The sequence below is a fragment of the Frigoribacterium sp. VKM Ac-2836 genome, assembly GCF_013248995.1.
Lineage (GTDB): Bacteria > Actinomycetota > Actinomycetes > Actinomycetales > Microbacteriaceae > Frigoribacterium.
In genome coordinates this window covers 117690-140176 of sequence record NZ_JABRPK010000004.1, presented here as the reverse complement: position 1 = coordinate 140176, position 22487 = coordinate 117690, and the positions used below count along the sequence as shown (strand labels likewise).

Below are 22487 nucleotides of genomic sequence, written 5' to 3'. Positions count from 1 at the left end.
GCGGCGTATCGTGACCCGCACCGGTGGCGAGACGGTGACCCGGTGAGACGAGCGACAGCAGGAGGGCACGGGACGGTGGCGACCACGACGAACCAGGCGACGACCGGCGGCGTGGGCGGACCGCCGAAGCCCGAGCCCGGTCGCTACCGCCGGTGGTACTCGACCCTCCACCCGTCGTTGCAGTTGATCGGTCTGCAGCTCTGGCTGCCGCTCTTCTTCATCGTCGGCTTCTGCCTCTGCTACATCGCGGCCTTCCACGCGCCCCACCCACACGACGTCCCCGTGGCGGTGGTCGGATCCTCCTCGGCCGCCGCCGACCTCCAGACGGGCCTCGACGACGCCCGCCCCGGTGTGATCGACGTCCGCGCCTACCGCTCGGCCGACGAGGCCGAGCAGGCGGTGCTCGCCGGTCACGTCGCCGTGGCCTACGATCCGGGCGACACCACGATCTACACCGCGAGCGCCCACCAGTACCAGGTCGCCGCCCTCATCCCCGCGACGATCACGCCGGTGCTCGAGGCACAGGGTGTCACGCCCACCGTCACCGACCTGGCCCCCCTTCCCGCCAACGACGAGTACGGCACGGTGTCGATGTACCTGATGCTGTCGTGGTGCATCGGCGGCTACATGGTCGCCATGTTCATCGGTCTGATGGGCGCCCCGCTCCGTCACCGCACCCGGATGACCGTCATCGGCGTCGGCGGCGGCGTCATCTCGCTCGTGACGAACGTGCTCGCCGGGCCGGTGATCGGAGCAGTCGACGGGCACTTCGTGCCACTCTTCTTCATCGCCTGGGCCTGGATCATCGCGATCGGTCTCGCGGTCAACGGCATCAGCTACTTCGTCGGACGATTCGTCGCCCTGCCCGCGATGATCGTGTTCGTCTTCCTGTCCATGCCGTCCTCGGGCGCCGCCTACCCCGCATGGTTCATGCCCCAACCGTTCGCGTGGCTCAACGCCGTCGTGGTCGGCAGCGGCATCACCGAGATGCTCAAGCGCGTGCTCTACGGCGTGGGCCCCGGATACGGCCGCGGCATCACGATGATGCTTTCTTATGCCGCGCTCGGCATCGTCCTGATGGTCGTCGGCAAGCGGTGGTGGGAGAACCGACGCATCGCCCGCATCGTGTCGGGCCGCACCACGATGTTCGCCGACGCCCAGAACGCCAACCGCGAGTTCCTGACGGCCGAGCGCGACGAGGTGCTCGCCCGGCACGGCCTGGTGGCCACCGACACGGGCACGATCAACACGATCCCGGCCGCCGAGCGCGACGATCTCGGCGACCCCGAGGAACGAGGCGACATGTTCCTCGGCGCACCCGGCGGACTCGAGAACGAGGAGCTCACGACGCGACCCGTCCGGGTCGTCTCGACCGACCGGGCCGAGGTGGCGCACCCCGGTCGTGACCACGGCGCCGAGGGCTGACGCGGTACCCTCGACCCTCGTGAACACGAACACCCTGCACCGTCTGCTCGTCGCCCTCGTCGTCCTGCTGCTGATCACCGCCGGTTCGCTCTACGTCCTCTCGGTGACGCTGGCGCCGCAGGGTGGTCCCGACGTCGCGGCGCGCTTCGTGGGGTACGCCTGGATCGCGGTGGTCGGTGCCGTGCTCACGGGCGTCGTCGACTTCTTCGTCCGCGCGGGACTGAACCGCACCAGGGCTCGACGCGGACGCTGAGCCGGGGCCGTTGCCGGGCACTGGCCTCCTCGACGAGAGGCCGGCCCCCTGACCGAGGGACGGTCAGACGAGACGTGTCTCGGCGGCCGAGGCACGTCGTTCGGCCAGCTCGACGGCTGCGAGTCGCTCGATGCGGTGCCACCGGGCGGCCGTAGCGGCCATCCCGGCGACGAGTGCGACGACGCCCAGGCTCGACAGGGCGAGCAGCGCGCCTCCGAAGGCCGCGGCCACGACGACCACGACGAGGCCGAGGGCCCAGGCGACGGCCGGCAGCCACACGGGCATCGCACGGGCACGAACGGCCCGGGAGGTCCCGTCCAGCGCCGTGAACGAGGTCGTCGTGAGGCCGTCGTAGCTGGTCATGTCGTTCCCCCGTGAAGTCCTGTCGGACGGCGGGGTGTCCCCCGGAATCCGTCTCGAGTCCGACGATAAAGGGAACGCGCGTCGGCCGCGCCCCCCTCTGCGAGGGGCACCGTCTAGTCGTGAACGCCTCAGGGACCAGCGTGTCCGTCGGGTAGCGGCCCCTCGGAGGCGACCGTCGCGAGGTCCGCGGCGAACACGAACGTCCGGGCGATCTGTCCCCCGGTGAGCACCCCGGGGAGCCAGCGCGAGGCGTCGTCCCACATCTCGTCGAGGGGCAGCTCGTCCAGGCCGAACCAGCGCGGCGCGAGTTCGTCGCTCTCGGCCGGCTCGCCCTGCCACCGCGTGGCCACGAACACCGTCGACCGCTGGCTCCAGCTCTCACGGTGCGGAAAGAGGTAGAGCAGATCGCCCCGTCGGTCGAGGTCGGAGGCGACCACCTCGACCCCGCTCTCCTCCGCGATCTCGCGGACCGCCGCCTCCTCGACCCGTTCTCCCGGCTCGAGCTTGCCGCCGAGCCCGACCCAGTGGCCCGTGCCGAGTCCACGCTTCTTCCGACCCAACAGCACCTCGAGGCGCCCCTCGTTCTCACGCAACAGGTAGGTGACGCAGACGCGGTAGACCGACATGCCGGAAGGCTATCGGCTGCCGTCTCGCCCTCGAGGCGGCCCTCAGGAGGCACGGGTCGCGTCCCCGGGCACGGCTCGGCAGCTCGCGCGTAGGCTCGTCGTCATGTCCGAAGCACGATCGAGCGGGAAGCGACGCCCCGGGCCCGAGTTCCGTGGTGCCGGTCGCAGTCTCGAGGTGCTGCGCGCCGAGGCCCACGACGAGCTCTCCGCGCTCATCGAACTGCGGTGCCGCAACGGAGAGGACCCCTGGGACGTCATCCCCGGGTTACCCACGGTCGACGAACAGGTCGTCATCTCGTTGCGGGCCGACGCCCTCGGCACCGACGGCGTGCCGACCGCGACGGGGCTCGGGCTCGCCGACGAGCTCGGCTACCTGCGAACCATCGCGCTCTGGCACCCCGAGTTGTCGCGTGCCGTCTGGTCGCTCATGGGGCGCCTCGACGACGCCTCGCGCTGACCGTCGCACCCCGACCCGGTTGTCGGTGGTGAGCCGTAGCGTGACCCCATGAGTTGGTGGGACGTCGTGACCGTGACCGTGGGTGCCTTCGTGGGTGCCGGGGCGGCGTTCGCGTCGAACCTGCTCGTGCGACTGATCGAGTCGCGGCGCCGTGAGGCGTCGGCCCTGAACGAGCTCATCACCGAGATCCACTTCCGGCGCGTGCTGCGCCGGGTGGCCCCACGCCTCAGTCCCAATCCCCGAGCGCTCGACCCGGTCTACGAGCAGGCCCGCCATTCCATCTCGGCTCTGCGGGGTGAGATCCGTCGTGCTCGGCGAGCCCTCCGTCCGCGCTCGTCGGCCCTGCCCGTGCTCAACGAGATGACCCTCGCCTGCAACACCTTCCTCGACGACAGCGACGACGCCCCCGAGCGCTACCGGCTGCACCTCATGCAACTGCACGCGCGGCTGAACGCCTCGGTCCGGCGGCTGCGGTCCGACCGCCGCTCGATCTCCGACCTCGAGCCGGGCGAGGCGCACCTCGGAGCAACCGTCCAGGGGCTGACCGCGCCGACCACGGCCTTGCCGGTCGACGACTGACCGTGAGTAGACCGCCCGTCGGGTCGGACGACGCCGAGGAGGCGCGGGTAACGTCCTCGACATGAGCGACCGCCACGAGACCCCGGCATCCGACCGCACGCCACCCCGCGACGAGACGTCCACGGCGACCGACCCCGCCGGGCACGACGTCGACGCGACCCACACCGTCCCCGGAACGCACTCCGAATCGGCCGCCGAGAAGGCCGGCACGCCCGAACAGGCGATCGACGAGGCCCGCGAGGGCGAGGCCCCCGACCCGGCCGACGTGCACGTGGCGTCGGACGAGTACCCCGAGGTGCCGGCCTTCGGCGGCATCACGGCGAGCGACCGCTCGATCTGAGCCGCCGTTAGGCTCGGGTGATGGCCTCCGTTCCCGCTCCCCGCGCCCCCCAGAAGCCCGCCACCCGCTCGCACCACGGTCACGACTTCGTCGACGACTACGAGTGGCTCCGTGCGAAGGACGACCCCGAGGTCGTGGCACACCTCGAGGCCGAGAACGCGCACACCGAGGCCGAGACCGCGCACCTCGCCGAGCTGCGTCAGACCGTCTTCGACGAGATCAAGGGCCGGGTGCAAGAGACCGACCTCGGCGTCCCCGTCCGTGAGGGTTCGTGGTGGTACTACTCGCGAACGGCCGAAGGGCAGCAGTACGGCATCCACTGCCGCGCCCCGATCTCGGGGCGCGACGACTGGACGCCCCCGTCGATCGAGGCGGGCGAGGCCGCCGAGTCCGAGCAGGTCCTCCTCGACGGCAACATCGAGGCCGACGGCCACGACTTCTTCTCGATCGGCAGCTTCGACGTCTCCCCCGACGGCTCGCTGCTCGCCTACGCGGTCGACGTCGAGGGCGACGAGCGGTACACGCTGCGCATCCGCGACCTGGCGACCGGTCGCGACCTCGACGACGTGGTCACCGGGACGGCCGCCGGCGCCCTGTTCGACGCCACCGGCCGCTACGTCTTCTACCCCACCGTCGACGAGTCCTGGCGGCCGGACACCATCTGGCGACACGAGGTCGGGCAGCCCGGCGACGACGTCACGGTCTTCACCGAGACCGACGACCGCTACTGGATCGGTGTCGGCCTCACCCGGAGCCGTCAGTACCTCGTCATCGACGTCGGCTCGAAGATCACCAGCGAGACGTGGCTGCTCGACGCGACCGACCCCACCGGCGAGTTCCGGGTGGTCTGGCCGCGGCGCGAGGGCGTCGAGTACGACGTCGAGCACGCGATCGTCGCGGGCAGCGACCGCCTGCTGATCGTCCACAACGACGGAGCCGAGAACTTCGAGCTGGTCGACGTGCCGGCCGACGACCCCACCTCGACCACCGACCGCCGTGTGATCGTCGAGCACCGCGCCTCCGTCCGGCTCGAAACGGTCGACGCGTTCGCCGGCCACCTCGTGATCGAGTACCGCCGCGACGCCCTGCCGCGGTTCGCGGTCGTGCCGCTCGGCCCCGACGGCTACGGCGAGGTCGCCGAGATCGGCTTCGACGAGCCGCTGTTCGCCGCCGGTGTGGGCGGCAACCCCGAGTTCGGGCAGCCGACCGTCCGCTTCGGCTACACCTCGTTCGTCACGCCGTCGACGGTCTACGACCTCGACGTGCGCACGGGCGAGCGTCACCTGCTGAAACGGCAGAACGTGCTCGGCGGCTACGACCCGGCCGACTACGACCAGGCCCGGGAGTGGGCCACGGCGGCCGACGGCACGCGCATACCCGTCTCGCTCGTCTGGCGTCGGGACGCCGTCCCCACCGAGGGACCGTCCCCGCTGCACCTCTACGGCTACGGCTCGTACGAGCACAGCATCGACCCGGGCTTCAGCGTGGCCCGGCTGTCGCTGCTCGACCGTGGTGTCGTGTTCGCCGTGGCACACGTCCGCGGCGGGGGCGAACTGGGCCGCTCGTGGTACGAGGACGGCAAGACCTTGACGAAGAAGAACACCTTCACCGACTTCGTCGCGGTGGCCGACCACCTGATCGCCGAGGGGCGCACGACTCCGGAGCTCATGGTGGCCGAGGGGGGCAGCGCGGGCGGGCTGCTGATGGGTGCGGTCGCCAACATCGCCCCCGACCGGTTCGCGGGCATCGTCGCGGCCGTGCCGTTCGTCGACGCCCTGACGAGCATCCTCGACCCCGACCTGCCCCTCACGGTGATCGAGTGGGACGAGTGGGGCGATCCGCTGCACGACGCCGAGGTCTACGAGTACATGCGCGGCTACAGCCCGTACGAGAACGTCCGGGACGACGTGTCGTATCCGCGCATCCTCGCGGTGACCTCGATCAACGACACCCGCGTGCTGTACGTCGAGCCCGCCAAGTGGGTGGCGAGACTGCGAGAGGTCGGCGCGCCGGTGCTGCTCAAGACCGAGATGTCAGCCGGGCACGGCGGCGTCAGCGGGCGGTACGAGTCCTGGCGGGAGCGGGCGTTCGAGATCGCCTGGATGCTCGACGTGCTCGGGCGAGCCTGACCGTCGTGGACCACGTCGCGCTGCTGCGGGGCGTCAACGTCGGCACGGCCAAGCGCGTGGCCATGGCCGACCTGCGTCAGGTGGCCGCCCGTCTGGCCGACGAGAACCCGCTCCGCGACGACGCGCCCGACGGCCGCGGGGGTCGCGAGCCGAAGCTGCTGTCGGTGGCGTTCGCCGAGGTGCCAGGCGCACTCGGCGGGGTCGCGCCTCCTGACGTCGACCTGGGCGACGAAGAACTGGTCGTCTCGCCCGACGTCGTCTACCAGTGGCTCCCGGCGGGCGTCCTCTCCTCGCGGGTGCCCGCCGCCTGGTGGCGCGGACTGCCGACCCCGGTCACGGCCCGCAACGACGCCACCGTCCGCAAGCTGCAAGCACTGCTCGCCCGCCGAGCCCCCTGACCCCCAGCTCTGCCCTGCCCTGCCTGCACTCCCTGTGCACATCGCGACCACCGGGCGTCGACACGCCGCTCATGTCTCCCTGGGTGCGGCGTGTCGGGCGGCCGATGTCGGGTTCGGCCCGCCGCCGGAGGGACGCACGGTCGGGTCAGGCCCGCCCGGCGTCGGAGGGCCCGCCCGGCGTCGGAGGGCCCGCCCGAGGACGGGCGAGTCCGGCGGATGCGGGCGGGCGCCATCGACCGTCCGCCACGGACACGCCCGTGTTCGGCGTCCGGCGCGGTCAGAGTCGTCGGGCAGCCCGGCGGAAGCGGCGGAGGGCCTTCTCGGCCCGCCTCGTCTCGAGGGTCGCCAGCACGCCGTAGCCGAACGAGTCCTCGCCGGACCGGTGGGCGAACGCCGCGACCTCGCGCACCGTCCGCACCGCGGCCAGGGCGTCCCGGTGCTCGCCGAGGGCGTCCTGCACAGCCTCGGCCCGGCGTGCACGGCCGCGACCGGACCCGCCGCGGGGCCGGTCGGCCTCGAGGGCGTACCGCAGCCGCCGCGCGGCCTTCCTGGCGTCGTCGAGGGCCGGGACCGCGTCCGCTCCGCTCTGGAGATCCGTTGCGTCGAGGGCCGCGAGCCCCGCCCGGACGGCCCGCTTCGTCCGCTTCCGCTCTGCCCGCAGCCTCGCCGCCGAGAGCTCGGCCGCCGGATCCGCCGCATGCTCCCCCGTCGCCGGAGCCGCGACGAGCGCGTCCACTGCGTCCAGCAGGTCGAACCAGGCCCCCGAATCGAGCAGGCGCCGCAGGTCACCGACGGCCTCGCCGAGGCGTTCGCCGAGCCAGGCGTCGAGCCGCCCCGTGGCCTGGACGGCCACGAAGCCCGCCGGAGCCGAGGAGGCGCGGGTCGCCACCCGGCCCCGGCCCACCTCGACGTCGCGAGCGGCCCCCGACACGTGGCCGACGTGGGCGGCACCCGCCACGACGGTCGCGGCCAGCCCGGGGTCGAGGACACCGTCCCACACCGTCAGCAGAGCGCGCAGACGGCGCATCGCCGTCCGGAGCCGGCGTACCGCGTCCGGCTCGTCGTCGCGTACGGCGGCGTCGACCGCCAGCAGCTCGTCACGCAGGCCCGCCGCGGCGGACGCGACGAAGGCCGCGGCCGAGCTCTTCTTCGGGGCGATGGCGGACGAGGACGTGGACGCGTCGAGCCCGTCCGTGCCGCCGTCCGCCGGGGTACCGTCGCCGGCCGGCTCCGAGCCCAGCCCGCGGGCCAGCTTCGACTTCGACGACGACACGGACGCCCCGACGGCCTCGAGTCTCTCGGCGACCGCGTCGAGCAGTCGTTCGCCCTCGACACCGTCGACTCCTGGCGCCAGCTCGACCTCCCACTCGCGCCAGGTGCGCAACACGGCGGTGTCGGGGTTCGACGCCCGCACGACGTCGTCGGCCAGCTCGGCCATGTCGCGACCCGAGCCGTCGATCAGCCGGGTGGTCGTGCGTGTCGTCTCCAGACGGAGGACGGGATGCACGGACCGGCCACGCAACCGGGCCTCGACCAGCCGACGAAGGGAGTCCGGCACCCTCTCGTCCGGTTCGCCGAGCGGCCAGTGCACCTCGCGACGACCGGACGTGCCGACCGACGGCGGCAGCTTTAGGTGCCAACCGGCGTCGCCACCGCCCTCGCGCCTCCGGAGGGTCGTCCGGGCCCCGAGCAGGGCGTGGTCGACGGTGTCCCAGTAGGTCGCGGAGAGCTCGACGGGGTCGTCCTGCTCGACCGCGGCCACGACGAGCCCCTCGGTGTGGCCGTCACCGCCGGCACCGACCAGATCGGGCACGCGGGCGCTCTCGTGGACGTCGTACTTGCGCTCGATCTCGGTCTGTTCGGTGCGGCGGGGGGATGCGGTGCTCATGTCCTCCGTTCTAGTCGAGGGGGCTGGTGGGCCGCCTCCCGGGCCTCGCGGATCGGCCCGGCGTAGGGTCGTCGCATGAGCGACGTGGCCCCGAGTCTTGCCGGATGGATGGCGCGTCAGCGCTGGTACGCGACGAAGGGTCGTACGCCCGCCCTGCGGGTGATCGGTTCCTTCGAGGCGGAGGTGGACGACGCCCTCGCCATGACGCTGCTGATCATCGACGAGGCCGCGGACGTCCCCGTCCTCTACCAGGTGCCGCTCGTCAGCCGGTCGACTCCCCTGCCCGGCGGCGACGCGGCCTTCATCGGTTCGGCCGACGGTCGCTACCTCTACGACGGACCGCACGACCCGGCGTACGCCCGTGAGCTGCTGCGCACGATGACCGACGAGTCCCACGTCGTCGGTGCCGACGTGACGGTCGACGGCACGCGCATCGTCGACCCCGGGCGGGTGCGCCGATCGCGCGTGCTCTCGGGCGAGCAGTCGAACACGTCCATCGTGTACGACGTCGAGGGCGGCCCCGTCGACCAGGTCATCGCGAAGGTCTTCCGGGTGCTGCACCACGGTGACAACCCCGACGTCACCACCCAGGCCGCCCTCACCCGGGGCGGCTCGACGCACGTCCCCTCGTCGTTCGGCTCGCTGCGCGCCACCTGGCCCGACGTGGGACGTGAGGGCGGCACGGCCACCGGGCACCTCGCCTTCTCGCAGGAGTTCCTGCCCGGTCTCGAGGACGCCTGGCGCGTGGCCCTGACCGCTGCGGCCGACGGTACCGACTTCACCGCCGAGGCCCACGCGCTCGGCGTGGCCGTGGCCGAGGTGCACGCGACCCTCGCCGCCGACCTCGGCACGGTCCCGGCCGGAGACGACGAGATCGCCGGTGCCCTCACGAGCATGCGCCGCCGCATCACGACGGCTGCGCGGGAGGTGCCGCAGATCGCCGAACACGCCGCCGCGATCGAGGCCGTCTACGACGCGGCCGAGCACCTGCACTGGCCCGACCTGCAACGCATCCACGGCGACCTGCACCTCGGTCAGGCCCTGCTCTCGCCCGAGCGCGGCTGGATGCTGATCGACTTCGAGGGCGAGCCCCTGCGGCCCATGCCCGAGCGATCACGCCCCGATCTGCCGATCCGTGACATCGCCGGCATGCTGAGGTCGTTCGATTACGTGGCCGGGTCGCTGGCGCAAGAGGCGGTTCCGGTCGACGCGAAGTCCTGGGCACACGATGCGCGTCGGGCGTTCGTCGACGGCTACGTGGCCTCGTCCGGCGTCGACGTGCGCGCCGCCCGCGCGCTGCTCGACGCGTTCGAGATCGACAAGGCCGTGTACGAGGCCATCTACGAGAGCCGCAACCGGCCCGACTGGATCGACATCCCGCTCGCGGCCGTCGCCCGCCTCGCGGCCCGTAGCGCACCCACCGCCGGCTGAACCGACGGAGCAGGGGGCCGCTCCTCCCTGCCGTCCGGCACCGCGCCTCCTGATCCCCCGAGGGCGAGGACCAGGAGGCGCGGCCGCCGACTCAGGGGCGCGGGACGTTCCGCAGGTTCGATCGAGCCATGGCCACGGCCTCGCCCGCCCCGCCGTTCATGACGATCTTCGACATGGCCAGGGAGAAGCCCTTCACCTGGGCGCCCGTGATCGTGGGCGGCAGCGACAACGCCTGAGGGTCGGTCGCGATGTCGACGAGCGCCGGGCCGGGGTGCTCGAACGCCGCCTCGTACGCGGCTCGGAGGTCGCGGGGATCGTCGACGTGGACGGCGTGGATGCCGATGGCGCGCGCGACCGCCGCGTAGTCCGTGTACGGCACGTCGACGCCGAAGTCGGGGAACCCGTCGACGAGCATCTCGAGCTTCACGAGACCGAGCGTCGAGTTGTTGAACACCACGATCTTGACGGGCAGCTGGTACATCTGCGCCGTGACGAGCTCGCCCATCAGCATCGAGAGCCCGCCGTCGCCCGAGATCGAGACCACCTGGCGGTCGGGGTACGCCATCTGCGCGCCGAGCGCGTGCGGCAGGGCGTTGGCCATCGAACCGTGCAGGTACGACCCGAAGATGCGACGGCGCGGGGTCGGCGTGACGTACCGGGCGGCCCAGACGTTGCCCATGCCCGTGTCGGCGGTGAAGATCGCGTTGTCGGCGGCGACCTCGTCGAGCAGCGAGGCCGCGTACTCGGGGTGGATCGGCCGCATCTTCTCGACGTTCTTCGTGTAGGCCCCGACGGCACCGCTCATCAGCTTGTCGTGCTTCTTGAGCGTCTTCTCGAGGAACCTGCGGTTCTTCTTGCGGGTCACCAGCGGCATGAGCGCCCGGAGGGTCGGGGCGATCGCGCCGTGGACGGGCACCTGCACGTCGGCGCGACGACCGATGACGGCGGCGTCGACGTCGACCTGCGCGATGGTCACCTTCGAGGCGTCCGGCAGGAACTGCGGGTACGGGAAGTCGGTTCCGAGCAACACGAGCAGGTCGGCGTCGTGGATGCCGGCGTGGGCGGCGCCGTAGCCGAGCAGACCGGTCATGCCGACGTCGAACGGGTTGTCGTACTGGATGACGTCCTTGCCGCGCAGACTGTGCCCGATCGGGGCCCCCACGAGGTCGGCCAGCGCGATGATCTCGTCGTGCGAGCCGCGTCCGCCTTCACCGACGAAGAACGCGACGGTGTCGGCTTCGTTGATCGCGTCGGCCAGGGCCTGGACGTCGTGCCGGTCGGGCACGAGCTCGGGCGGGCGGACGCTGACGTAGGCAGGTACCTTGCCGCCCGCGTCGAGCTCGGCGATGTCACCCGGCAACGTGATGACGCTGACGCCCTCACCCGCCAGGGTGTGCCGGATCGCGCTCGCGACGACCATCGGTGACTGTTCGGCCGTCGAGATCATCTCGCTGTAGCCCGAGCACTCGACGAAGAGGCGGTCGGGGTGCGTCTCTTGGAAGTAGTCCGAGCCGATCATCGTGCTCGGGATGTGGCTCGCGATGGCCAGCACCTTCGCGCGACTGCGGTTCGCGTCGTAGAGGCCGTTGATCAGGTGCAGGTTGCCCGGCCCGCACGACCCGGCACAGACGGCGAGCTCGCCGCTCATCTGGGCGTCACCCGAGGCCATGAACGCCGCGGCCTCCTCGTTGCGGACGTGGATCCAGTCGATCCCGCCCTTCGCCGACCCACCGGTGCGACGCACGGCGTCGACGATCGGGTTCAAGCTGTCGCCGACGATGCCGTAGATGCGCCGGACCCCGGCGGTGACGAGCTGGGCGATGATCTGGTCCGCGACCGTGTCTGCCATGGTGTTCCCTTCGTGGTGCGTGCTGGTACGCCTCCCAGCCAACTCCCCCGGCGCTCACCGACGACCGGGCTTAGCCTGGGTGCATGAGCGACATCGCGAGCACGTACGTCCCCGAGTCCGGCAGCATCACCATGTTCAGCACCTCGTGGTGCGGCTACTGCGCCCGGCTCAAGCAACAGCTCGGCAAGCAGGGCATCGCCTTCACCGAGGTCAACATCGAAGAGGTGCCCGGCACGGCCGAGATCGTCGAGAAGGCCAACGGCGGCAACCAGACCGTGCCGACGATCATCTACCCCGACGGCTCGACGGCGACGAACCCGTCGCTCGCCGACGTGCAGGCGAAGCTGGGCCTCTGACGATCGTGGCGGATGCGACGGTCTCGTCCGCTGCGACACCCCCGGCCCTTCGCCTGCTCGTGCTGGGTGGGACCGCGTGGCTCGGTGGTGAGATCGTCTCGGCCGCCCTCGCGCGGGGCCACGAGGTCACCTGCCTCGCCCGCGGGTCGTCCGGCACCGTCCCCGACGGTGCACGGTTCGTCGCCTCCGACCGGGGCACGCCCAGCGCCTACGACGCCGTGCTGGCCACCGGGCAGCGCTGGGACGCGGTGGTCGACCTGAGCCGCGACGCCTCGCACGTCCGCGAGGCCGTCGCGGTGCTCGAGCCGGCCAGCGCCTCCTTCGTGTTCGTGTCGAGCGTCAGCGTCTACGCCGACACCGCGACGACCGGGGCCGACGAGTCGGCCGCCCTCGTCGACGCCGACGAGTCGGACTACGGCGGGTCCAAGGTCGCCGGTGAGCGTGCCGTCGTCGAGACCTTCGGTGTCGACCGATCCCTGGTCGTGCGGGCAGGGCTGATCGGCGGCCCGGGTGACCACACGGGTCGCACGGGGTGGTGGCCGCTCCGCTTCGCCGGGGGCGCCGGGTCGTCCGGCGCCGATCCCGTGCTCGTGCCCGACGTTCCGGGCCTCGAGGTGCAGCCCGTCGACGTGCGCGATCTGTCGGCCTGGATCGTGGCGTCGGTCGAGAGAGGCCTCTCGGGCACATACGACGCCGTGGGCGACCGGCAGTCCCTGACCGATCACCTGGCGGCTGCTCGACAGATCACCGGCCACACGGGCGAGGTCGTCCCCGTCGACGAGACCTGGCTCGAGGCACACGAGGTGGCGCCCTGGGCGGGGCCCCGGTCGCTGCCGCTCTGGGTGCCCGTCACCACGCACGCGGGCTTCGGTGCCCGGGCAGGAGGCGCGGGTCGGGCCGCGGGCCTCGTTCCGCGCCCCGTGCACGAGACGTTGCGCGACGTCCTCGCCTGGGAGCTCTCGCGTCCCGGCCCGGTCGGCCCCCACGGTGCGGGGTTGACGCCAGGCGACGAACGCGACCTGATCGCCGCCGCCCGCGACCGCTGAGGCCGCCCGGGCCGCGGCCTCAGGCGGTGAACCACGTCACCGCGTGTCGTGCAGCACACCCGATCTCGTCGGGGCGCGGTGCACGAAACTCCCGGTGATGCCGTCGGGCGGCCCGTGTCAGCTCTGGGCCGGCGGGGCGAAGAACTCGATCTGGTTGCCGTCGGGGTCCTTGATCATCAGGGCGTGGCCGAAGTCGGCGTCCTGCAAGTCGGACTCGATGCCGAGCGACGTGGCGTGTTCCTGCCAGGCGACGACGCCGTCGCGGTCGGTCACGGCGAGACCGATGTGGTCGAGCCCGGGGACCGTCGGGTCGAAGACCGCCGACGATCCGTCGGTGTAGGCCGTGACCCCGAGGATCTGCCCGTTGCCGACCGAGAAGATGCGGCGGTCGAGGCCGTCGAGCTCGATGCGGCCGACGGGGCCGGCACCGAGCAACTTCTCGTAGAAGGCGAGGCTGGTGTCGAGATCGGAGACGGTGATGGCGACGTGGGCGTAGCCGGAGAGTTCGGGCATGAGGTGCTCCTTCGGTGGTCGGGTGTTCTCCGACCACCGAACTCGCCTCGACTGAGAGGGACTCCGTCGACCGGGTGACACGGGGGCCGGGTCAGCCCTCGAGCGCCTCGGTGAGCAGGGCGACGAGGGCCGAGAGCTGGACGTCCACGGAGTCGACGACCTCGGAGTCGTCACCGTCGAGCGCACGGGCGGCCAGACCGGCCTTGCTGTCGATCAGCTCGGCGATCTTCGTGTCGATCGTCTGTGCCGCGATGACGCGCCACGCGGTGACGGGCTCGGCCTGACCGATGCGGTGCACGCGGTCGATCGCCTGCGTCTGCTCGGCGTCGGTCCAGGACAGCTCGGCCAGCACGACGTTCGAGGCGACCTGCAGGTTGAGCCCGACACCCGCCGCGGTGAGCGAGCAGACGACGACCTCGACGTCGGGATCGTTGACGAAGGCATCGATCTGACGCTGGCGGACGGCCGGGGTCTGGTCGCCGCGGATCGAGGCGTACTTGATGCCTCGCTTGGCGAACGTGGCCTCGGCGACGTCCATGACGTCGATGTGCTTGGCGAAGAACACGACCTTGCCGACGTTGCGGGCCAGCTGCGCCGTGTAGTCGGCGGCGAGGCCGGCCTTGGCCTGACCGATGCGGCGCACCATGCTGAACACGTTCTCGCCCGTGCTCGACGCGCTGGCGTCCTCGAGCTCCCACTTGGCGACCTGGCGGACGAGATCGTGGTCGATGCCCTCGACCCGGACGCCCGACGTGCGGGTGGTGAGCGCGGTGCGGTACTTCTGCACCATGCGGCGGGCGAGCTCGCGCTCGGCGTCGCGGATCGAGCGGCCCACCTCGTCGTCGAGTTCGACGGGCAGGTCGGCGATGCGGCGGGCGGGGATGTCGGAGGCGACGTCCACCTTCTTGCGACGGACGATGCCGAGGTCGATGACGATCTCGCGGGCCGACGAGAAGAATCCGGGGTCGGCGGGCGTCAGCCCGACGTCTTCGAGGCGTTCCATCAGCTCGGCGTTCGGCTTCTTGTCGCCGATCCAGCCCAAGAACTCCCAGATGGCGCGGAAGTCCTCGATGTCGTTGATCAGCGGGGTGCCGGTCAGCGCCATCAGCAGCGGGTGGGCGGTGCGCGAGCGGATGCGCTGGGCGAGCTGCAGCACGTGGCGCGAGCGCTGCGACTCTTTGTTCTTGATGAAGTGCGCCTCGTCGACGATCATGCCCTTGAAGCCGAGGTCGCCGAGCCAGCCGACGTGACGGTCGAGCACCTCGTAGTTGACGATGACGACGTCGGCGAACGCGTCGAGCTTCTCGCCGTCACCGTGGATGACGGTCGCCGATCGCGTCGGCGTCCACAACTGCACCTCGCGGGCCCAGTTCGTCTTGACGACGTTGGGCACGACGACGAGCAGCGGGTAGGCGGCCGCCGCCTGAGCGGCGAGCAGAGCCTGCGCGGTCTTGCCGAGGCCGGGCTCGTCGGCGAGCAGGTAGGTGCGGTGACCCTGGCGGGCGGACTCGACGAGCTGAGCCTGGTGGTGCATGAGGGTCGCGCCCGCGGGCGCGTCGACGGTGGTCGGTTCGGGCAGCGGCATGCAGGCCGAGCCGCCGCCGGCGCCGTATTCGAACGACTTGAACAGCGGACCGAAGAGCTCCCAGTTGGCGAGGCGACGCGGGTGCGCCTCGCGAGCGACCTCGGCGAGTGCGAAATCGGGCGGAAGGAAGGGGTTCGCGAGCTGACGAGAGACGACCGACTGCGGTACGACCTGGCGGTCGGAGGCCACGGCCACGGGTGCGGCCTCGGTGACGATGATCTGCTGCTCGGGTTCGAGCTCGAGCCCGGCCGACATCTGCATGTCGCGCTTGAGGGTCCGGGCGGCCTCGCTGACGGTCGCCGCCTCACCCAGCAGGGTGATCAGCGACGTGTCGCGGGCGGCGGTCTTGGCGAGGATCTGGGCGACCCCGTCGAGTCGCTTCATCTGCTCGGCTCGCTCGGACTCGCTGATGGCCTTGTCGACCCTGACCCGCGCCCGCTCTTCTCGCATGAGCAACGCGATGACCTGGAACTTGGTCCGACTCGACGGCTTCACCTGACCACGTTGGGCGGCGGCCTCGACCTCGCGCACGGCGCGGGCGAGGACGGGGATCAGCCCGTCGTTGTCGACCTCGCGGCGACGGTTCGGACGCTGGGCGGTGCGGGTGCCACCCGATTGACGCTGGCCTGGTCGAGCCAAGGCTCCTCCTCGTGGTCGACGCGGGACGTCGACGGTGCTGTGCCGCCATGTCGGCGGTGGGTGCTGCGCGGGGCACCGAGAGGCTCGGTGACCCGGACGGACGGCGACCGAGACGGTCGCGCCGGATGCGTGCGGGGCGGGGTGCCGCGCGGTGGACAGCTGTACCGGCTTCGTGACGGGCGACCTTCGTGGCGGGCAGTCCGACGACGGCACGTGCCCCGAAGCCCCGTCACGCCGAGGTGTCGACTCGCACCGGAGGAGGCGCGGACCGGAGAACACCCGGGCGGTGAAGCTGGGGACAGTTTACGCGTACGACGCGCCGGTACGCCACCAGCGCCTCCTCGTGTCTCGTGGCCCGGTCGCGATGGGTGGGTGACGGCGGGACCCGACGACCGTTCGGTGGCGGGGGGTCAGCCGCGGCGACGCAGCCCGCGGGTCGCGGGGCCCTCGAGCACGCTGCCGTCGGAGGCGAACCGCGAACCGTGCACCGGGCAGTCCCACGAGCGTTCCGCGTCGTTCCAGGTGACGATGCCGACGACATGCGGGCAGATGGCCGACACGGTGCACACCTCGCCGTCGACGGTGGAGCGCGCGACGGGGGCGAAGCCGCCCGAGCGTCCGACCTCGCCCTGGCCCTCGGCCGGTGCCACGGCCACCAGCCGGTTGGTCATCGCCCCGGCCCAGCCCTTGGCGGCCCACCAGGCGTCGGCGGCGTTGATGCCGATGCCCGAGGCGATCGCGATCGGCGTCGTGACGCGCTTGTGCAGGGCGGTCATCCAGGGCTCCGGGTCGCCGAGCACGTCCGAGACGAGGGTCATCGCCGCCTGGACCGCGTTGGTGAGTCCCCAGTGCTCGTAGCCCGTCGCCAGGTAGATGCGTCCTCGACCGCGGGGCAGCCAGCCGACGAACGGGACGTGGTGGGGCGTGCCGTAGTCCTGACCGCTCCACGAGTGGGTCAGGCGGGCCCCTGGCCAGTGGCGTGTGGTCCAGTCGACGAGGTCGTCGACCAGCGCGGTGGTCGAGGAGGCGCGGCCCACCGCGTGTCGGTTACCGCCGGTGACGAGGCGGTCGCCCACCGCCGAGAACGACCGGGTGGGACCGTCGACCGCCTGGTACATGCCCTCGGGCAGGTGCTCGGCGCCGTCGAAGGCGAGGCCGTAGGACCGCTCGCTGCGGAGCTTGGCGAAGTAGAGGCCACGGTCGAGGACCGGGCTGCCGGTCGTGACGTGCACCCTGCGGCTGCAGACGTCGAGGCCGTCGCTGTGCGTCACCACCGGGCTCGACGCGTCGACACCCGTCACGCGCACCCCCTCGACGACGACGCCGCCGAGGGCCCGAACGTCGGCCACGAGGGCTGCGATCGCCTGCATCGGGTCGAACTGCGCCTGGTCGGGAAGCCGCAGGCCGCCCGTGGTGCCGAACGGCAGGTCGAGGCCGAACTCCTTGACGACGGGAAGGCCGGCCTTCCGGGCCACGAGGTACTCGTCGTCGACGGCCGCGATGCCGCCCCGGGTCGTCGAGTAGCTGAAGGCGTCCCGGCGCTCGACCTCGACCCCGGCCTCGTCCAGGTAGTCGACCATCCAGTCGAAGCCCGCCCGGTTGCCCGCGACGTAGGCGTCCACGACGCTCTGGTAGGTGTTGGTGCGGATGCGTTGGAGCTGTCTGCCCTGCAAGAGCGACATCGACGCCGAACCGCTGCCGCTCGCGACGCTGCCCACCGACCGAGCCTCCAGGACGGCGACGCGGTGCCCGCGCCGCGCGAACAACAGGGCGGTGACCAGGCCGGTCAGACCGCCACCGACGATCACGTCGTCGTAGACGGTCTTGGGATCGATCCTGTCGGTCGTGACGTCGGGCGCGGCGTCGAGCCAGGGTGACGGCATGAGGGGCCTCCGGGTGCGCGAGTAGGTGCTGCGCGCCACGGTAGGCCCCTCGGGCGTCGCGCGCCGGACCCGACTCCGGTGGGGGCCGTTGGCGCAACGGGGGGCGGGTCAGGCGGGGCGGGCGAGGGTGCCCGCGGCCGCGCCGATCAGTTGCACGGCCTTGCGGCGGCCGGTGTCGGTGCCGAGCGTGGCCTGTCCGCCGGCGTGGGCGAGCAGCTGTGACGCGACACCGGGCGCGAGCCGGTCGGCCAGGCCGGGCATACGGTCGACCCAGGCGCTCGTGACGTCGTCGGCGAGGCGCTCGCAGGCCCGGGCCTCGGCCTCGTCTCCGTTGCCCCGGTGCCACTGCCCGGTGACGACGAGGTGAGCGACGAGGGCTGCCGCGTCGCGGGCCGGGTGCCCGAGCCCCGCGGTGTCGACGTCGAGCAGCCCGGTGACCCGCCACGGCTCGGACGGGTGCACGAAGAGCTGCTCGAGATGGAGGTCGCCGTGGATCACGGTCAGGGCGTCCGAGGCGATGGAGGCGCGGCGTCGGTCGATCTCGTCGTAGAGACGGTCGATCTCGGCCTCCCGGTCGGGCAGGGCGGCGCGCAGCGTCGAACGGTGCCAGGCCCCGTGGTCGAGCGCGTCGGACTGTGCCCGCGCGCTCAGGTCGACCCGGGCGATGCGCGTGCCGAGGTCGACCATCTGCTCGACGAAACGGGGGTCGTCGGCCAGCTCGACGACACGCTGGCCGGCTGGCACACCGGGGACGCGCTCGAGCACCAGCAGGCCGTCCGATCGTGACGCGAGGACTGCCGGCACGGGCAGTCCCTGCCGGCGGAACGACTCGTGCAGAGCGACGATCGGCCCGACACGGTCGGGCCGGACCACCTTGAGGAAGACGGTCGTCTCGGCCGCGTCGAGGCGGATGACGGCCCGCTTGCCCGGCCGGTACGCCGCGACGCTCAGCCGCGGCTCGGTCACGACGACGCCCAGAGCCGCGAGCGCGTCGGCCACGCGGTCGGGGTAGGTGGCCCCGGCGAGTGCCGGCAGCATGGGGTCGGCCGGGTAGGCCCAGACCGCGAGCAGCTGCCCGGTGACGGGATCGCGGGTGAGCACCGACGAGCCGTCGGCGGCCCGGGTGTCGGTGTCGATGAAGGTCAGCACGGTCGAGGTCGCACCGGCGGGGTCGACCGTGTCGACCTCGTAGCCGTAGAGGAACCCGGCGCCGGACGGCTCGACCGAGTGGGGTCGGAAGGCGACGACGGTCAACCCCGAGTTCGCGAACGCGGCGGGGAGCACCTCGGCGGAGTTGGGCCACACGGGGACGCAGTCAACCAGCACACGACCCGATCGGCGGGGAGGCGCGGGCGGGGTGACCGATTCGTGACCTGACCCGACGTCGCGACCGACGCCGCGCCTCCCCGTCTACCCTGGGTGTCGTGAAGATCGTCTCGCGCATCCGCCAGACGAGACGCACGCCCCTGCTGCAGGTGGTGAAGACGAGCGTCGCGGTCATGGCCGCCTGGTTCGCGTCGGTCGGCCTGCTGCAGCAGCCGTTGCCCATCTTCGCGGCGATCGCGGCCCTGCTCGTGGTGCTGCCCAGCGTCAACCAGTCGTTCGTGCGCGGCCTCGAGCGCAGCGTCGGAGTCGTCGCCGGCGTGTTGATCGCGTTCGCGGCCGGACAGCTGTTCGGCGACGCGACGTGGATCGTGCTGGCGATCGTCGTCGTGAGCCTGCTCGTGGCGTGGGCGTTCCGGCTGACGCCGAGCTCGGCGAACCAGGTGCCGATCTCGGCCATGCTCGTGCTGGCGATCGGCGCCCAGACCCCGGACTACGCACTCGACCGGGTGCTCGAGACGATCATCGGCGCCGCCATCGCCCTGGCGATCAACGCCCTCGTCGTGCCTCCCGTCGCGCTGGCCCCGGCGCACCTCGCGGTCGGCCGGTTGGCCCGCGACGTCGCGTCCGTGCTCGACGAGACCGCCGCCGTGCTCGACGAGCCGGTCGATGCGGCCCGGCTGACCATGGGACTGACGAGGGCCCGCGATCTGCGGGCCAGCCAGGCCCGAGCCGTCGACGCCGTCACCGCAGGCGAGGAGAGCCTGCAGCTCAACCCCCGCGCGAGTCGCAACCGCAGCGTGCTCGAGGCCGACGCGGCACTGCTGCGCCGCCTGACCGTGCTCGTCAACCGCGTCGTGGGCATGGTGCGGTCGGTCCACGACAACTACGACCCGGGTCTGGCCGACGACCCGGTGGTGCAGAGCATCGCCGAAGACCTGCGTCGAGCCGCCCACGACGTGCGCCTGCTGGCGCGGACCACCGAGGAGGCGCTCCCGGCCGGCCGCGCCTCCCGCGTCCCCGACTCCGCCGACGGGCACGCGACGGGCGTCGGGCACGACGACGGCCCGGCACTGGCGTCGCCGGTGAGGGTGCTGCGGCCCGACCCGGACAACTGGGTACTGGTCGGCTCCTTGCTCGAGGACCTGCGACGCGTGCGGGAAGAGATCATCGGGTAGCATCCGACGATGCGACGGGGCCGGGCGACAGGGGTGGTCGATCCTGCCGTCGACCGGTACGCCCCGTTCGACCTGGTGACCGATCCCCGAGTGCTCGGACTCGCCCGCGAGACGATCGAGACGGCGCACGGCTCGACCGTCGTGCACCACGCGGCGTCGCCGGCCGACCCGTCCGCCCGACGGCGGGCGACGGTGATGCTGCACGGGGCCGCCGGCTCGTGGACGACCTGGACTCCCCTGCTGCAGGCCGCCCGCGAGGTCGACGCCGTCGTCTCGCGACCGGTGCTCGTCGACCTGCCCGGCTGGGGCGACTCGCCCGACCCCGAGCCCGGCCTCGACGTCGAGTCGGCCGCCGCCGTGGTGGTCGAGGTCGCCGAGGCCCTGGGTGTCACCGAATTCGACCTCGTCGGTCACTCGATGGGTGCCTTCGTCGCCCTGCACCTGGCCGCGATCCGACCCGACCTCGTCCTCAGCGTCTCGGTCGTGTCGGCCACGTCCTTCTCGGCGATCGACGCCGTCACCCACCCGGTGCGGGGGCTCGTGCGGTTGCCGGCGTTCACCTTGTTGCGGGCCGCGTTCGGGGTGCTGCCCCGCGCCTCCGTGTCCTTGCTGCGGGGGGCCTCCCGCATCGGACTGCTGCGCGTGTTGTCCTCACCCGTGTTCCGTCACGTCGACCGCGTCCCGAGGTCGGTGCTGAGCGCGTTCGTCGCCGAGCTACGCCCCCGGGGCTTCCTCTCGGCCTCGCGGTCGGGTCAGGGGTACGACGCCTCGCGTTGGCGGGCCATCGACTGCGACGTGTCCGCCGTGAGCGGGGCCGACGACGTCTTCGCGCGCACGTCCGACCTCGACCGATTGGCGGCGGTCGTGCGGCACGCCCGGACGACGTTGCTCGCCGATTGCGGCCACTTCGCTCACGTCGAACGGCCCCACGCGACCCTCCGGGCACTGGGCTGGATCGAGGGCTAGGACGCCCCGCCCTCGACCTCGCGGACGATCATCGCCACGCACCGAGCGTGACCCAGCGGCCGGAAGTGCCCGTCGACGGGGAACTCGATGTTGACCGCCCCCGGCAGCACGCTGCCCTCGGTGACGTGGGCGTCGAATCGCGACGCCATCGACGTGATGGTCCGGTTCGCGTCTCGTCGGTCCGAGAGCCGGCGCAGCTCGGCGTCGCGCGGCGAGAACACCCTGAGCGTCTTGTTCGGCAGCACCGTCGACCAGCGCGTGCCCGAGAACGGGCTATTCACGGCGACCATGCGGGCGATGCGCCGGTCGCGGTCCGTCGAGACCATCATCGTCTTGCCGACCAGTCCGCCCTTGCTGTGGGCCAGCACGACGACGTCCCGCAGGTCGTGCGCGTCCAGGATGCGCTGGGCGAGCTCCGCGGTCGCGGCGATCGGGCGACGGTTGTGCCCCATGCCCGGCACGACGACGATCGCGTGCCCCAGATCGTTCAGCCGGTCGGCGACCGGCCGGAGGAACCGCCAGGTCTCGTAGACGCCCGGCAACAAGAGCACCGGTTCGCGGTCGCCGACTCGATAGCGCCTCGGCACGACCCGACCGGACCGTGTGACGAGGTGCACCCACCAGACGTAGCGGTAGTCCAGCACGATGGTGCGGACGAACCGCCAGAGGCCGACCCGACGACGTCCGTGCCCGCGCGACGGTGTGGAGCTCATACCGCCACGCTAGGCGGCGTCAGGCGGCCGTGCCCACCAGGGGCAACTCGCCCCAGGGCTCGCCCTCGGGCCAGGCGATGGACTCGACCGCTTCGCGGGCCATCTCGAGCGTGAGGTCCCACCGGCCGCAGATCGACGCCCACGGGGGCGGGAAGGCCGCCGCGTCGTCGAGCAGCGAGAGCGCGAGATCGCCGAAACCGGCCCGGGCCGCCGCACTCGCCGCATCGGGCAGGGCATCGGCGAGACCGTGGACGACCCGCACGCGATGGGCGAAGTCCATCTGCTCGATGTCGTCGAACGCCCCCCAGGCGCTCTCGATCTCGCGCCGCAACCGGGTGATCTCGATCACGTCGAATCCGGGACGGTCGGCGCGTCCGGGTACCGCTCGTGCCATGTCAGCCCCCCTCAGAGCATGGCCACGGATCGGGTACCCGCGGCCGGGCATCGGCATCGACGCCGATGCAGGCGAACATACCATCCAGTACGGTCCGGCCTCCATCGCTCTCGATCACGACTCGGTCACGGCCGCGAGCGCGGCCACGAGCAC

At 72.0% G+C, this 22487-nt stretch carries 22 protein-coding genes; 12 read left to right on the top strand and 10 right to left on the bottom strand.

What is annotated here, in order from left to right; genetic code table 11:
* Nucleotides 1–42: 42 nt before the first annotated feature.
* On the top strand, nt 43–1425 hold the full coding sequence (locus HRF36_RS13255; RefSeq protein WP_173210625.1) for an ABC transporter permease: 1383 nt from the start codon (nt 43–45) through the stop codon (nt 1423–1425).
* Nucleotides 1426–1444: 19 nt separating this feature from the next.
* The gene (locus HRF36_RS13250) at nt 1445–1678 is read left to right on the top strand and encodes a hypothetical protein (RefSeq protein WP_173210623.1); all 234 of its coding nucleotides are present in this window, start codon (nt 1445–1447) and stop codon (nt 1676–1678) included.
* A 63-nt stretch (nt 1679–1741) separates the two neighbouring features.
* Here the strand turns inward: HRF36_RS13250 and HRF36_RS13245 are convergent, their stop codons facing one another.
* Nucleotides 1742–2041 carry a hypothetical protein gene (locus tag HRF36_RS13245; protein WP_173210621.1) on the bottom strand — a complete coding sequence of 100 codons (300 nt, stop codon included), beginning with the start codon at nt 2039–2041 and terminating at the stop codon, nt 1742–1744.
* Between the two features lie 128 nt (nt 2042–2169).
* The gene (locus HRF36_RS13240) at nt 2170–2667 is read right to left on the bottom strand and encodes an 8-oxo-dGTP diphosphatase (protein WP_173210619.1); all 498 of its coding nucleotides are present in this window, start codon (nt 2665–2667) and stop codon (nt 2170–2172) included.
* 103 nt (nt 2668–2770) lie between these two features.
* On the opposite strand from HRF36_RS13240, the gene HRF36_RS13235 reads away from it, so the two are divergent.
* The 5 genes from HRF36_RS13235 to HRF36_RS13215 all read left to right on the top strand — a co-directional run bounded on the left by HRF36_RS13235 (nt 2771) and on the right by HRF36_RS13215 (nt 6570).
* Nucleotides 2771–3124: a hypothetical protein gene (locus tag HRF36_RS13235; protein WP_254281336.1), complete on the top strand. Its 354-nt coding sequence runs from the start codon at nt 2771–2773 to the stop codon at nt 3122–3124.
* A gap of 48 nt (nt 3125–3172) precedes the next feature.
* Nucleotides 3173–3703: a hypothetical protein gene (locus tag HRF36_RS13230; protein WP_043596432.1), complete on the top strand. Its 531-nt coding sequence runs from the start codon at nt 3173–3175 to the stop codon at nt 3701–3703.
* A gap of 61 nt (nt 3704–3764) precedes the next feature.
* Complete coding sequence (locus tag HRF36_RS13225) at nt 3765–4043, top strand: hypothetical protein (RefSeq protein WP_173210617.1); 279 nt, start codon at nt 3765–3767, stop codon at nt 4041–4043.
* 20 nt (nt 4044–4063) lie between these two features.
* Complete coding sequence (locus HRF36_RS13220; RefSeq protein WP_173210615.1) at nt 4064–6172, top strand: S9 family peptidase; 2109 nt, start codon at nt 4064–4066, stop codon at nt 6170–6172.
* Nucleotides 6173–6177: 5 nt separating this feature from the next.
* Nucleotides 6178–6570 carry a DUF1697 domain-containing protein gene (locus HRF36_RS13215; protein ID WP_173210614.1) on the top strand — a complete coding sequence of 131 codons (393 nt, stop codon included), beginning with the start codon at nt 6178–6180 and terminating at the stop codon, nt 6568–6570.
* A gap of 277 nt (nt 6571–6847) precedes the next feature.
* Here HRF36_RS13215 and HRF36_RS13210 read toward each other — a convergent pair whose 3' ends face one another.
* Nucleotides 6848–8458, bottom strand: coding sequence for a CYTH and CHAD domain-containing protein (locus HRF36_RS13210; protein WP_173210613.1), 1611 nt, complete (start codon nt 8456–8458; stop codon nt 6848–6850).
* Nucleotides 8459–8533: 75 nt separating this feature from the next.
* Between HRF36_RS13210 and HRF36_RS13205 the strand changes: the two genes are divergently transcribed.
* Nucleotides 8534–9889, top strand: coding sequence for a phosphotransferase (locus tag HRF36_RS13205; RefSeq protein WP_173210612.1), 1356 nt, complete (start codon nt 8534–8536; stop codon nt 9887–9889).
* A gap of 91 nt (nt 9890–9980) precedes the next feature.
* Here HRF36_RS13205 and HRF36_RS13200 read toward each other — a convergent pair whose 3' ends face one another.
* Entirely contained in the window at nt 9981–11738 is a 1758-nt protein-coding gene (locus HRF36_RS13200; protein WP_173210611.1) for a pyruvate dehydrogenase, read from the bottom strand.
* Between the two features lie 83 nt (nt 11739–11821).
* Here HRF36_RS13200 and HRF36_RS13195 point away from each other — a divergent pair, with 83 nt between their 5' ends.
* A complete protein-coding gene (locus HRF36_RS13195) occupies nt 11822–12094 on the top strand; it encodes a mycoredoxin (protein ID WP_043596421.1) in 273 nt (90 codons plus the stop codon).
* 5 nt (nt 12095–12099) lie between these two features.
* A complete protein-coding gene (locus tag HRF36_RS13190) occupies nt 12100–13140 on the top strand; it encodes an NAD-dependent epimerase/dehydratase family protein (protein ID WP_173210610.1) in 1041 nt (346 codons plus the stop codon).
* A gap of 117 nt (nt 13141–13257) precedes the next feature.
* Here HRF36_RS13190 and HRF36_RS13185 read toward each other — a convergent pair whose 3' ends face one another.
* The 4 genes from HRF36_RS13185 to HRF36_RS13170 all read right to left on the bottom strand — a co-directional run bounded on the left by HRF36_RS13185 (nt 13258) and on the right by HRF36_RS13170 (nt 19065).
* Nucleotides 13258–13653 carry a VOC family protein gene (locus HRF36_RS13185; RefSeq protein ID WP_173210609.1) on the bottom strand — a complete coding sequence of 132 codons (396 nt, stop codon included), beginning with the start codon at nt 13651–13653 and terminating at the stop codon, nt 13258–13260.
* Between the two features lie 91 nt (nt 13654–13744).
* Nucleotides 13745–15877: a DEAD/DEAH box helicase gene (locus HRF36_RS13180; protein WP_173210608.1), complete on the bottom strand. Its 2133-nt coding sequence runs from the start codon at nt 15875–15877 to the stop codon at nt 13745–13747.
* Between the two features lie 410 nt (nt 15878–16287).
* A complete protein-coding gene (locus HRF36_RS13175) occupies nt 16288–17799 on the bottom strand; it encodes an FAD-dependent oxidoreductase (protein WP_371740174.1) in 1512 nt (503 codons plus the stop codon).
* 69 nt (nt 17800–17868) lie between these two features.
* Nucleotides 17869–19065, bottom strand: coding sequence for an aminoglycoside phosphotransferase family protein (locus tag HRF36_RS13170; protein ID WP_173210607.1), 1197 nt, complete (start codon nt 19063–19065; stop codon nt 17869–17871).
* Between the two features lie 119 nt (nt 19066–19184).
* Between HRF36_RS13170 and HRF36_RS13165 the strand changes: the two genes are divergently transcribed.
* Nucleotides 19185–20261: an FUSC family protein gene (locus HRF36_RS13165; RefSeq protein WP_173210606.1), complete on the top strand. Its 1077-nt coding sequence runs from the start codon at nt 19185–19187 to the stop codon at nt 20259–20261.
* 9 nt (nt 20262–20270) lie between these two features.
* Entirely contained in the window at nt 20271–21227 is a 957-nt protein-coding gene (locus HRF36_RS13160) for an alpha/beta fold hydrolase (protein ID WP_173210605.1), read from the top strand.
* Here the strand turns inward: HRF36_RS13160 and HRF36_RS13155 are convergent.
* Nucleotides 21224–21940, bottom strand: coding sequence for a triacylglycerol lipase (locus HRF36_RS13155; RefSeq protein ID WP_173210604.1), 717 nt, complete (start codon nt 21938–21940; stop codon nt 21224–21226). The genes HRF36_RS13160 and HRF36_RS13155 overlap by 4 nt on opposite strands.
* Before the next feature lie 19 nt (nt 21941–21959).
* Nucleotides 21960–22334, bottom strand: a complete 375-nt coding sequence (locus HRF36_RS13150; RefSeq protein WP_173210603.1) for a hypothetical protein — start codon at nt 22332–22334, stop codon at nt 21960–21962.
* Nucleotides 22335–22487: the final 153 nt, after the last annotated feature.